General features: G+C 70.1%; 8 protein-coding genes. All 8 read left to right on the forward strand.

The annotated features are described in order from the left end of the window. The first annotated feature begins 171 nt into the window (after window positions 1–171). On the forward strand, window positions 172–696 hold the full coding sequence (locus tag BH719_RS07655; RefSeq protein WP_009744252.1) for a DUF6301 family protein: 525 nt from the start codon (window positions 172–174) through the stop codon (window positions 694–696). Window positions 697–1,137: 441 nt separating this feature from the next. Next, window positions 1,138–2,202, forward strand: coding sequence for a GTP 3',8-cyclase MoaA (gene moaA, locus BH719_RS07660; RefSeq protein ID WP_009744253.1), 1,065 nt, complete (start codon window positions 1,138–1,140; stop codon window positions 2,200–2,202). A 228-nt stretch (window positions 2,203–2,430) separates the two neighbouring features. Next, window positions 2,431–3,786 carry a nitrate/nitrite transporter gene (locus BH719_RS07665; protein WP_009744254.1) on the forward strand — a complete coding sequence of 452 codons (1,356 nt, stop codon included), beginning with the start codon at window positions 2,431–2,433 and terminating at the stop codon, window positions 3,784–3,786. A 67-nt stretch (window positions 3,787–3,853) separates the two neighbouring features. Then, the gene (locus BH719_RS07670) at window positions 3,854–7,627 is read left to right on the forward strand and encodes a nitrate reductase subunit alpha (RefSeq protein ID WP_009744255.1); all 3,774 of its coding nucleotides are present in this window, start codon (window positions 3,854–3,856) and stop codon (window positions 7,625–7,627) included. Continuing rightward, the gene (narH, locus tag BH719_RS07675) at window positions 7,627–9,177 is read left to right on the forward strand and encodes a nitrate reductase subunit beta (RefSeq protein ID WP_009744256.1); all 1,551 of its coding nucleotides are present in this window, start codon (window positions 7,627–7,629) and stop codon (window positions 9,175–9,177) included. Before BH719_RS07670 ends, narH begins: the two co-directional genes overlap by 1 nt. Then, on the forward strand, window positions 9,174–9,863 hold the full coding sequence (gene narJ, locus BH719_RS07680) for a nitrate reductase molybdenum cofactor assembly chaperone (RefSeq protein WP_009744257.1): 690 nt from the start codon (window positions 9,174–9,176) through the stop codon (window positions 9,861–9,863). Before narH ends, narJ begins: the two co-directional genes overlap by 4 nt. A 4-nt stretch (window positions 9,864–9,867) precedes the next feature. After that, the gene (gene narI, locus BH719_RS07685; RefSeq protein ID WP_009744258.1) at window positions 9,868–10,641 is read left to right on the forward strand and encodes a respiratory nitrate reductase subunit gamma; all 774 of its coding nucleotides are present in this window, start codon (window positions 9,868–9,870) and stop codon (window positions 10,639–10,641) included. A gap of 340 nt (window positions 10,642–10,981) precedes the next feature. Next, window positions 10,982–11,971 (forward strand): MoaD/ThiS family protein, encoded by a 990-nt coding sequence (locus tag BH719_RS07690; RefSeq protein ID WP_009744259.1) that lies wholly within the window; start codon window positions 10,982–10,984, stop codon window positions 11,969–11,971. Window positions 11,972–12,045 lie beyond the last annotated feature (74 nt).

The raw sequence follows: 12,045 nt of genomic DNA on the forward strand, positions 1-12,045 counted from the left end.
GAATGGGAAAAGGGCGAGGACTCCTTCACGATCCACGTCCACCCCGAGGAGGTCTTCACAGGCGAGCAGGCCGCGCCCGTCTTCCGCGACTACATCGTGGGCGGCATCCTCCCGCCCGCCGAACTACTGCGCCCCCTCGACATCTGACACCCGCGGGAGGGGAGGCAGCGCATGGGTCCTGAGTTCCGCGCCCCTGCGGTGGAGCGCTTCATGGAGATCGTGCGGGCGTGGGCCTACCACCCCTGGCCCATGAGCGTCCAGGACGGCATCGACGTGTACACCAATCTCGGATTCAAAGGCGACCCACAGGATCCCGAACTCTTCACTTCTGACATGTCGCCCGCGAAGCCAGACTCATACCTCGTGAGCACAGACGGCATCATCGACGAGTCCGTTCTCTGCCTATCGGCCTGGCTTCCCGAGGAGTACTCTGAATCCTCACGCCCCCGGGCCCGCGCCTACTACGAGAGTTTCGTCCGGGCGTTTCACGAAGTACTGGGCGATACTCGCGACTCGGAGGAGGGGGAAGACTACTCCTCGACCCTCTGGGTCGCCAACGAGCGGGTCAGCGTGTCCCTCGAAGGAATGCCCACGCTTATCCTGCTCACAGTGGAGTCCCCCCAGCAGACCGAATACACCCTCGACGAGCTCGAGGCCGAGGCCAACGGTGAGGAGATCGGCGACGACTACTTCTAACCCCGCACCCAGGCTCACAGCGAGAACGGATGCAGCCCCACGCACCATGATCCCCGGGTTCAAAGCCGCGCCCCCCCAGCGCGCCGTCCAGATCATGCGGGCCTGGGCCCACCGCCCCTGGCCCATGAGCGTCCGGGACGGCATCGACGTCTGCACCGGCCTCGGATCCACAGGCGGCCCACAGGATCCGGAGTCCTTCGCCTCGGACATGCGGGACCGGCTGCTTGGGAACGGCGCCCTGCCCCTGTCCTCCAGCGCCGCTGCCCACAGCCGGTCCGTACCGCTCGCCGCGCCGTACAGCGCCGCTGCCCACAGCCAGTCCGTACCGCTTGCCGCGCCGCTCGCCACAGTGCACAGGGGGCGCGGCCGGTCCGTGCCGCTTGCCGCGCCGCACAGGGGCGCTGCCCGGAGGAACGCCCCGGAGCGCGGTAGGGTTGCGCCATGCCCCTCGAACTCCAGTCCCCCGGTTCCGCGCGCCTCGGGGCGCCCTCGACTGCGCGCCCGGGCCTCGTCGACCGCTTCGGGCGCGTGGCGCGCGACCTGCGCGTGTCCCTGACCGACAGGTGCAACCTGCGTTGCTCCTACTGCATGCCGCCCGAGGGCCTGGACTGGCTGCCCTCCGAGGCCACCCTCACCGACGGGGAGGTCGTCCGCCTGGTCCGCATCGGCGTCGAGGAGCTCGGGATCCGGCAGGTCCGGTTCACCGGGGGCGAGCCGCTGCTGCGCCGGGGCCTGGAGGGGATCATCGCGGGCTGCGCGGAGCTGACGACCGACCAGGGGCGCGCCCCCGACCTCGCGATGACGACGAACGCGCTGGGGCTGGCCAGGCGCGCCCGCTCGCTGAGGGCGGCGGGGCTGGGGCGCGTGAACATCTCCCTCGATTCCCTGGACCCCGCGCTTTTCGCCGCGATCACCCGCCGCGACCGCCTGGGGGACGTGCTCGCGGGCATCGACGCCGCCATCGAGGCCGGCCTGGCGCCGGTCAAGGTCAACACCCTGGTGCTGCGCGGCGTCAACGAGGCGGGCCTGCCCGACCTGGTCGACTACTGCCTGGAGCGGGGCATCGAGCTGCGGGTCATCGAGCAGATGCCCATCGGCCCGCCCGACACGTGGGACCGCCGAAGGATCCTCACGGTCGACGAGATCCTCCACATCATGTCGGCGCGCCACGAGTTGAGCCCCCTCCCCCGCGAGGACCCCCACGCCCCCGCGGCGCGGTGGATGGTCGACGGCGACCCCCGCCGGACCGTCGGCGTCATCGCGTCGGTGTCCGAGCCCTTCTGCGGGGCGTGCGACCGCACCCGCCTGACCTCGGACGGGCAGATACGCTCGTGCCTGTTCTCCACTGAGGAGTTCGACCTGCGCGCCCGGCTGCGCGGGGGCGCCAGCGACCAGGAGCTGGCCCGCGCGTGGGCGGACGCGATGTGGGCCAAGCCCGCCGCCCACGGCCTGGACACGGACGCTTTCGCGCGCCCGTCGCGCACGATGAGCAGAATCGGGGGATGATCCCGTTTTAATTCCGCAAAACCATTGTGACGAAAGTCCGTGGCGCGCGCCCCGGGGATGGGGTATACCGGGCGCGCCGCTGTCGCGGCAGCGCAACGAAAAGTGCCCGTTACCCCCGTTCAGCCCGTAAAAGGGCCGTCAGAGCATTTGTATTGGTAGTCTCCGACTAAAACAGTTGCGGCGGGTCGGCCCACCGGCCCGCCACGCCCCACACACACGAGGACAACCATGAGCGCGAACGACGACGGCGCCAAGACCGCCAGCCGTTACGTCCTGAAGGACTGGAACCCCAACGACGATTCGAAGTGGGACTCGGCGCTCGCGTGGCGCACCCTGTGGATCACGACCTACTCGATGATCCTGGCGTTCTGCGTGTGGTTCCTGCCCAGCGCGATCGCCCCGAAGCTCACGCTCCTCGGCTTCGACCTGGACAAGTCGCAGCTCTACTGGCTCACGGCCCTGCCCGGCCTCGCCGCCGGCATCCTGCGCCTCGTCTACATGTTCCTGCCCCCGCTGATCGGCACCCGCAAGCTGGTGGGCATCACCTCCCTGCTGTGCATCCTGCCCATGCTGGGCTGGTTCTACGCCGTCCAGGACAACACGACCCCCTACTGGGTCCTGCTCGCCCTGGCCTTCATGTGCGGCATCGGCGGCGGCTCGTTCTCCGGCTACATGCCCTCCACCGGGTACTTCTTCCCCAAGCGCCTGTCGGGCACCGCCCTGGGCCTGCAGGGCGGCATCGGGAACCTGGGCATGAGCGTCATCCAGCTGGTCGGCCCCGTCCTCATGGGCTTCGGCCTGTTCGGCATGACGTGGCTGGCCCCCCAGACCCATGTCACCGGCGATCACGCCGGCGAGCAGATCTGGGTCTACAACGCGGCGGTCTTCTTCGTCCCGTGGTGCGTCCTGGCCGCGATCCTGGCGTTCATCTGGCTGCGCGACGTTCCCGTCAAGGCCAACATCAAGCAGCAGCTCGACATCTTCTCCAACCCCAACACCTGGTACATGACCATCCTCTACGTCATGACCTTCGGCCTCTTCTCCGGTTTCTCCGCCGTCTTCGGCCTGCTCATCAACAACCAGTTCGGCCGGGAGTCCTCCCTGGCCCTGCCCGTCCTGGGCGCGACCTTCGCCTTCCTGGGCCCCCTGATCGGCTCGCTGATCCGCATGTCGTGGGGCGTCTTCTGCGACCGCATGGGCGGCGCCATCTGGACGTTCATCTCCGCCGTCGGCATGGCGATCACCCTGGCCGGCGTCGCCTGGGTCCTGCGCAACCCCACCGGCTGGACTGACTTCTACATCTTCATGGCGCTCATGCTCACCATGTTCCTCTTCTCCGGCTTCGGCAACGCCGGCACCTTCAAGCAGATGCCCATGATCATGCCCGCCCGCCAGGCGGGCGGCGCCATCGGCTTCACCTCCGCGGTCGCATCCCTGGGCCCCTTCCTGGTCGGCGTCGCCCTGTCTGCGGTGGGCACCGGGGGCGCCTGGCTCTTCTTCCTGGGTTGCGCCGTCTTCTGCGTCGCGTGCGCGGTCCTGTGCTGGGCCATGTACGCGCGCAAGGGCGCCCCCTACCCGGGCTGATGGCGGGCGCAGCGCCCGCTTCCCCGCGACCGTCCCCCGCCTCGTCGACCGACTCCCAGGAGCTCCCATGACGTCCACCGAACCCCCGCAGATGGCCTTCCCCACCTACGACGGCCAGTCCACGCCCGCCACAGGAGCCGCGCTGTTCGCACTCGGCTCGTGGCTGCGGCGCGGCAAGGCCTCGCCCGACGCCCGCCAGCTCTTCCTCGAGGGCGGGCGCGAGGGGGACTCCTTCTACCGCAAGCGCTGGAGCTACGACAAGATCGTGCGCTCCACCCACGGCGTGAACTGCACGGGCTCGTGCTCGTGGAAGATCTACGTCAAGGACGGGGTCATCACCTGGGAGACCCAGCAGACCGACTACCCGTCCACCGGCGCCGACATGCCCGAGTACGAGCCCCGCGGCTGCCCGCGCGGCGCCGCGTTCAGCTGGTACGAGTACTCGCCCACCCGCATCAAGTACCCCTACGTGCGCGGCGTCCTCCTCGACATGTTCCGCGAGGCCAAGGCGCGCCTGGGCGACCCCGTCGACGCCTGGGCGGACGTCGTCGAGGACCCGGAGAAGGCGCGAGCCTACAAGTCCCAGCGCGGCCGCGGCGGCATGGTCCGCGTGTCGTGGGAGGAGGCGATGGAGATCGTCGCCTCGGCCTACGTCCACACGATCAAGCAGTACGGGCCCGACCGCATCGCCGGCTTCTCCGTCATCCCCGCCATGTCGATGATCTCCTACGGCGCGGGAGCGCGCTTCCACGAGCTCATCGGCGCCACCATGCTCTCCTTCTACGACTGGTACGCGGACCTCCCCCCGGCCAGCCCGCAGGTGTTCGGCGACCAGACCGACGTGCCCGAGGCAGGGGACTGGTTCAACTCGCAGTACCTCATCATGTGGGGCACGAACCTGCCGCTGACGCGCACCCCCGACGCGCACTTCATGGCCGAGGCCCGCTACCACGGCCAGAAGGTCGTCGTCGTCTCCCCGGACTTCGCGGACAACACGAAGTTCGCGGACGACTGGCTGCGCGTCCAGCCCGGCACGGACGGCGCCCTAGCCCAGGCCATGGGCCACGTCATCCTCAAGGAGTTCCACGTCGGCAAGCGCGAGCCCATGTTCCTGGACTACATGACGCGCTACACGGACTCCCCGTTCCTGGTGGAGATCAACGAGGTCGGCGAGGGCGCCCACGACGGCATCGACCCGAAGACCCTGGTGCCCGGCAAGTTCCTGACGGCCGACAAGATGCCCGAGGGCACCACCGGGCGCACCGAGAACAACCAGTTCCGGCCCCTCGTCATCGAGGCGGACGGAACGGTCAAGGACCCGGGCGGCACGCTGGCCGACCGTTTCGGCGAGGAGGGGGCCGGCCACTGGAACCTCAACCTGGAGGGCGTGACCCCGGCGCTGTCGATCATGGAGACCGACCAGTGGGAGGGCGTCGAGATCGCCCTGCCGCGCTTCGATTTGCCCGCGGCCCCTGGCCAGGCCTCCATCGGCGGTGGATACGTGCTGCGTGGCGTGCCCGTGCGCCGCGTCAACGGCCGCCTCGTGACCACCGTGTACGACATCCTGCTGGCCAACTACGCGGTCGAGCGCGAGGGCCTGCCGGGCCAGTGGCCCACCGACTACATGGACGCCTCCACGCCGGGCACCCCCGCCTGGCAGGAGGAGTTCACCTCCGTCCCCGCCGGCGCGGCCATCAAGATCGGCCGCGAGTTCGCCGCCAACGCGGTCGAGACGCAGGGCCGCTCGATGATCCTCATGGGCGCGGGAACGAACCACTACTACCATTCCGACGAGATCTACCGGACCTTCCTGGCCCTGACCGAGATGTGCGGCACCCAGGGCCGCAACGGCGGCGGCTGGGCGCACTACGTCGGCCAGGAGAAGGTCCGCCCGATCATGGGGTGGGGCTCCTTCACCTTCGCCCTGGACTGGGCGCGCCCGCCTCGCCAGATGATCTCCACGGGCTGGTACTACATGACGACCGGCCAGTGGCGCTACGACGGCGCCCCGGCCTCGGCGATGGCCAACCCGATCAAGTCCTCGCACTTGGACGGCAAGCAGCTGGTGGACACCCTGGTCGAGTCGGTGCAGCGCGGCTGGATGCCCTGCTACCCGACCTTCTCCAAGGGCTCGACCCAGCTGGGCCGCGAGGCCGCCGAGGCCGGCGTGCCCCCCGCCCAGTACGTGTCCCAGGAGCTGCGGGCCGGCCGCCTGCGTTTCGCGATCGAGGACCCGGACGCCCACCACAACGTCCCGAAGATCCTCGCGAACTGGCGCACGAACCTGCTCGGCTCGTCGGCCAAGGGCACGGAGTTCTTCCTGCGCCACATGCTGGGGACGGGCAACGAGGTCAACGCCGAGGAACTGTCCGAGGGCAACCGCCCCGCGTCAGTGAGCTGGCGCGACGCCCACCCCGGCAAGCTGGACCTCATGTGGGTCGCGGACTTCCGCAACACGTCGACGACCCTGCACTCGGACGTGGTCCTGCCCGCCGCCACGTGGTACGAGAAGCACGACCTGTCCTCCACGGACATGCACCCCTACATGCACTGCTTCGACGAGGCCGTGAACCCGCCGTGGGAGGCGCGCACCGACTTCGAGGTGTTCCAGACGCTGGCCCGCCTGGTGGCCCGCTTGGCCCCCGACCACCTGGGGACGCAGACGGACGTGGTGGCCGTGCCGCTGGGCCACGACTCCCCGGACGCCATGACCATGGTGGGGGGAACCGTCCCCGAGCAGACGTGGACCCCCGGCAGGACCATGCCGAAGCTGGTCCCCATCGAGCGCGACTACACGCAGATCGGCTACAAGTTCGACCGCATGGGCCCGCTCCTGGTCAAGGCCGGCCTGGCCTCCAAGGGCGTCGCCTTCAACGTCGAGGCGGAGTACGAGCAGCTCGGCGACCTCAACGGCCGCGCCCCCATGGACGGCAACGCCGGCGAGGGCATGCCCCTGTGCGACACCGCCATCAAGGCGGCGAACATGGCGCTGCGCTTCTCGGGCACCACGAACGGCGCCCTCGCGGCGCAGGGCTTCCGCACGCTGGAGAAGCGCGTGGGCAACGAGATGGCGTTCCTGGCCGAGGGCGACGAGGAGAAGAAGATCACCTACCAGGACACGGTCCTGCAGCCCCGCAGCGTCATCACCAGCCCCGAGTGGTCCGGCTCCGAGCACGGCGGGCGCCGCTACAGCGCCTTCGTGCAGAACCTCGAGTGCCGCAAGCCGTGGCACACGCTGACCGGGCGCCCGCAGTTCTACGTCGACCACGACTGGCTGCTCGACATGGGCGAGGCGCTGCCCGTCTTCCGCCCCCCGGTGGACCTGGCGCACCTGTACGGCGAGCGCCCGGTGGGCGACCACCGTCCGGGCCAGCAGGGCCAGGCCGAGGTCGCGGTGCGCTACCTGACGGTCCACAACAAGTGGGCGATCCACTCCCAGTACTACGACAACCCGTACATGCTGACGCTGGGCCGCGGCGGCCAGACCGTGTGGATGAGCCCGGCCGACGCCGAGAAGATCGGCGTGCGCGACAACGAGTGGATCGAGGCGAAGAACCGCAACGGCACGGTGACTGCGCGCGCGGTCGTCTCGCACCGCATCCCTGAGGGCACGGTGTTCATGCACCACGCCCAGGACCGCCAGATCAACACGCCGCTGAACGAGGGGTCGGGCAAGCGCGGCGGCACGCACAACTCGCTGACCCGGATCCTCATCAAGCCGTCCCACTTGGCGGGCGGGTACGCGCAGTTCTCCTACGCGTTCAACTACTACGGCCCCACGGGCAACAACCGGGACGAGGTCACGGTGATCCGCCGCCGCTCCCAGGAGGTGCAATTCTGATGAAGGTCATGGCCCAGATCGCGATGGTGATGAACCTGGACAAGTGCATCGGCTGCCACACGTGCTCGGTCACCTGCAAGCAGGTGTGGACGAACCGCGAGGGCACCGAGTACATCTGGTTCAACAACGTCGAGACCCGGCCGGGCGTGGGCTACCCGCGCGGCTGGGAGGACCAGGAGAAGTGGAAGGGCGGCTGGAAGCGCACCGCGACGGGCCGCCTCGTGCCCCGCCAGGGCGGGCGCGTCGCGTCGCTGGCGAAGATCTTCGCGAACCCGACGATGCCGGGGATGGCGGACTACTACGAGCCGTGGACCTACGAGTACGACAAGCTGCTCCAGGCGCCGGCGGGCTCGCGCGCGATCCCCACCGCCCGCGCGAAGTCGCGGATCACGGGCGAGCACATCGACAAGCCCGAGTGGGGCCCGAACTGGGACGACGACCTGGGCGGCTCCATGGAGACCCTCGACCAGGACCCGGTCCTGCACCAGATGAGCATCCAGGTCGCCAAGACCATCGAAGACGCCTACATGTTCTACCTGCCGCGCATCTGCGAGCACTGCCTCAACCCCACGTGCGTGTCGGCGTGCCCGTCGGGTGCCATGTACAAGCGCACGGAGGACGGCATCGTCCTGGTGGACCAGGACGCCTGCCGCGGCTGGCGCATGTGCGTGTCGGCGTGCCCCTACAAGAAGGTCTACTTCAACCACCACACGGGCAAGGCCGAGAAGTGCACGCTGTGCTACCCGCGCCTGGAGGTCGGCGAGCCCACCGTGTGCTCGGAGACCTGCGTGGGGCGCCTGCGCTACCTGGGCGTCCTGCTCTACGACGCGGACCGCGTGGGGTGGGCGGCCTCGCAGGCCGACGAGCGCGACCTGTACCGCGCCCAGCGCGAGATCCTGCTGGACCCGTTCGACCCGCAGGTGGTCGCCCAGGCCCAGGCCAACGGCGTTCCCCACTCGTGGATCACGGCCGCACAGCAGTCGCCCATCTGGAAACTCATCACCGAGTACGAGGTCGCGCTGCCCCTGCACCCCGAGTTCCGCACCCTGCCGATGGTGTGGTACGTGCCCCCGCTGTCGCCGGTCGTGGACCAGGTGACCGCCTCGGGCAGCGACGGCGAGGACCACAGGGTGCTGCTCTCGGCGATCTCGCAGATGCGCATCCCCCTGGAGTACCTGGCGGGCCTGTTCTCTGCGGGTGACACGGCCCCCGTGGAGCTGAGCCTGCGCCGCCTGGCCGCGATGCGCTCCTACATGCGCGACGTGTACGTCGGGCGGGAGGGGGACGAGGCGATCCCCGCGTCCGTGGGCATGAGCGGGCAGAAGATCCAGGAGATGTACCGCCTGCTGTCGATCGCCAAGTACGACGACCGCTACGTCATCCCCACCGCCCACCCCGAGATGCCGCGCGGCATCAAGGAGCTCGAGGGCTGCCCGGTGTCCTACGACGCCGAGGCCTTCCACGGCATGGCCCCGGCCACGTCGAACCGGCCGATGGGCGGATCCAGTCCTGAGGGGCGCACGATGCTGCCCCTCGAGGTCGTCAGATGAGCACCTTCGTCGGGATCCCCCGCATCCCCGCCGCTGCTCCGGAACGCGAGATGCCCGAGGCGGACCGCCGCGCCGTGCGCATGGCGGTGTCGCTGCTGCTGGACTACCCCGGCGAGGACTTCCTGGAGAAGGTGGGCGCCGTGGAGGCCGAGCTCGCGGCGCTGCCCGACGAGGCGTCCGCGCCCCTGGGGGCCTTCACGCGCGCCGCCCGGGGGGCCGGGGTGCGCGCCATGCAGGTCCACTACGTGGAGACCTTCGACCAGAGGCGCCGGTGCGCCCTGGGGCTGACGTACTACACGCACGGGGACACGCGGGGGAGGGGCCAGGCGATCCTTGCCTTCAAGGAGGTCCTGCGGCGGGCGGGCTTCGAGATGAGGCGCGAGGAGCTGCCCGACCACCTGCCCGTGGTCCTCGAGTTCGCCGCTTTCGACGAGACGGGCACGGCGGAGGCGCTGCTGCGGTCCAACCGCGAGGGCATCGAGGTGATCCGCACGGCGCTGCGCAGCGCGCAATCGCCCTACGCGGGCCTGCTGGACGCGCTGGTGGCGACCCTGCCCGAGCCCGATGAGAAGACCCTGGAGGGCTTCCACCGCCTCGTCAGCCAGGGGCCCCCAACGGAACTGGTCGGCATCGGCGATCTGAGCGCCACGCCGTCCCCCGCCTCGGACACCACGATGGAAAGGTGACGCCATGTTCTTCGTTCCTGCGAGCGCGCCCGCGGGGGCCCCTGCGGCCCTGGGCCTCGTCGATATCGTCCTGTGGGTGGTGCTGCCCTATGTCGTTTTCACGCTTCTGGCGGTCGGGCTCGTGTGGCGCTACAAGACGGACCAGTACGGCTGGACCTCCCGTTCCTCCCAGTGGAACGAGCCGGCCATCCTGCGCTGGGCGTCTCCGTTGTTCCACTTCGGCGTGCTCTTCGTGTTCCTGGGGCACGTCCTGGGCCTGGCCGTGCCGAAGTCGTTCACGAGCGCGGTGGGGATCTCGGAGCACGCCTACCATCTGGTGGCGACGATCCCGGGCACTATCGCGGGCCTGATGACCGTGGTGGGCCTGGTGGCGCTGGTCTACAGGCGCGTCGTCGTCAAGTCGGTGCGGGTGGCGACGACCCGCATGGACATCGTCACCTACGTGATGCTGTCGGTCCCCGTCGCACTGGGCGCGGTGGCGACGGTCGTCAACCAAGTGCTGGGCGGCCACGACGGCTACGACTACCGCGAGACCATCTCGGTGTGGTTCCGCTCGATCTTCTACCTGCAGCCGCAGGCGCAGCTCATGGTGGACGTGCCCCTCACCTTCAAGCTGCACGTCGTGGCGGGTCTGCTGCTGCTGGGCCTGTGGCCGTTCACGAGGCTGGTGCACGCGGTCTCGGTGCCGGTGGGCTACATCGCCCGGCCGCCCGTGGTCTACAGGGCGCGCGACGGGCGCCGCGAGGCCGCGCGCACGCGCGGGGGGATGTCCGACTGAGGGCGGTCCGGCGGGCGGGCGGGACGCCCGCCTCTGGTTGCGCGCCGCGGTGTGGTGCGTATGCGGGATCGCGGGTTCTGGTGCGGCCCGCCCGCCTCTCGTTGCGCGCCCTGGTGCCCGCGCGTTGGCGCTGCCGGGCGCGGGCGGGGCCCAGCATTGGGCGCGTGGCCCTGTGGGTGCGGGCGGAGTCCGGCAGGGGGAATGGCCGTGCGGGGCGGGGGCGCTTGCGAGTAGACTATCCCAAGATTAATTAGTAACTGATGGGGTGTCGGCGGCGCTCCGCGAGCGGGCGCGGCGGGCCGCCGACCGCGCGTATGGACGCAGTCGAGACGAAGGACGAATGATGACGAATGAGACGGCCCGGCCGAGGCGCCTCGCGGACACGTTGTCGGCAATGGTGTCCTTGACGCCCGCCCAGCACGCGCTGCTCGAGCGCATCTCGCGCCACGCCCAGCCGGTGACCGTCGCGCAGCTGGCGCAGGAGTCCGATCTGCACGTCTCCTCTGTGCGCGAGACCCTCGAGGGCCTGCTGGAACTGGGCCTCATCGAAAGGGAGCAGTTGCCCGCGCAAGGGCGGGGGCGCCCCGCGCTGGGGTACTCGACCTCGATGCCGGCCGATCCGGCGTTCGCCGCGCAGATGCTCGGCCAGTTCGCCCGTTCGGTGTTCGCGTGGTTGCGGACGGACTTGGAGGATCCGGCGGTCGCGGCCCGTTCCATCGGGCACAGGTGGGCCGACGCGGCTCTGAGCGAGATGAACGTCCCCGAGCACAACCACCGGGAGGTCGCCGAGGGGTTCAGCATCGCCGGGCACATGGGCAAGGTGCGCCTCTTCCTCACGGCGATGGGGTTCGGCGCCCAGTCGAGGACCGACGACCCATTGGCCGTCGTCCTCACGGCGTGCCCCTTCGCGGAGGCGGACGCCCCCGACGGCCTTGCCTTCGAGCTGCGGCGGGGCATCGTCGAGCGCGTGTTCGAGCGCACGGCGACGGGTGTGGCGACGTGGCGTTTGGAGCAGGACGACGCGGACCCGATGGTCCTGGTGGTCCACTTGGAGGCCGCGGCCGGCCCCCGGCCCAAGCCGCTGGCGACGACCCTCCGCTTCTTCGGGGGGGCCGCCGAGGCGGCGGGCTGCGACACGCGGGAGATCCCGTCGGACGAGGCGCCCGCCACACTGGGCGCGCTGGTGGGGCTCCTGCGCGAGTCCGATCCGGCGCTGGCGCCGGTCCTGGACGTGTCGAGCTATCTGGTGAACGAGCGATCCGCGACGCTGGACACCCCCTTGGCCCCGGGTGCGCGGGTCGACGTGCTCCCGCCCTTCGCGGGCGGCTGAGGCGGCGCGCCCCTGCGGGCACTCTCCCGCGGCCCGGCCCGTCCTCTGCTGCCCGCGCGCCCTCCGGGTGGCCG

Source organism: Pauljensenia hongkongensis (assembly GCF_001746855.1).
Taxonomy (GTDB): Bacteria; Actinomycetota; Actinomycetes; order Actinomycetales; family Actinomycetaceae; genus Pauljensenia; species Pauljensenia hongkongensis.

Coding starts and splice junctions, on each gene's coding strand:
- BH719_RS07655 (WP_009744252.1), top strand. CDS start 172: ATGGGTCCTGAGTTCCGCGCCCCTGCGGTGGAGCGCTTCATGGAGATC.
- moaA (WP_009744253.1), top strand. CDS start 1,138: ATGCCCCTCGAACTCCAGTCCCCCGGTTCCGCGCGCCTCGGGGCGCCC.
- BH719_RS07665 (WP_009744254.1), top strand. CDS start 2,431: ATGAGCGCGAACGACGACGGCGCCAAGACCGCCAGCCGTTACGTCCTG.
- BH719_RS07670 (WP_009744255.1), top strand. CDS start 3,854: ATGACGTCCACCGAACCCCCGCAGATGGCCTTCCCCACCTACGACGGC.
- narH (WP_009744256.1), top strand. CDS start 7,627: ATGAAGGTCATGGCCCAGATCGCGATGGTGATGAACCTGGACAAGTGC.
- narJ (WP_009744257.1), top strand. CDS start 9,174: ATGAGCACCTTCGTCGGGATCCCCCGCATCCCCGCCGCTGCTCCGGAA.
- narI (WP_009744258.1), top strand. CDS start 9,868: ATGTTCTTCGTTCCTGCGAGCGCGCCCGCGGGGGCCCCTGCGGCCCTG.
- BH719_RS07690 (WP_009744259.1), top strand. CDS start 10,982: ATGATGACGAATGAGACGGCCCGGCCGAGGCGCCTCGCGGACACGTTG.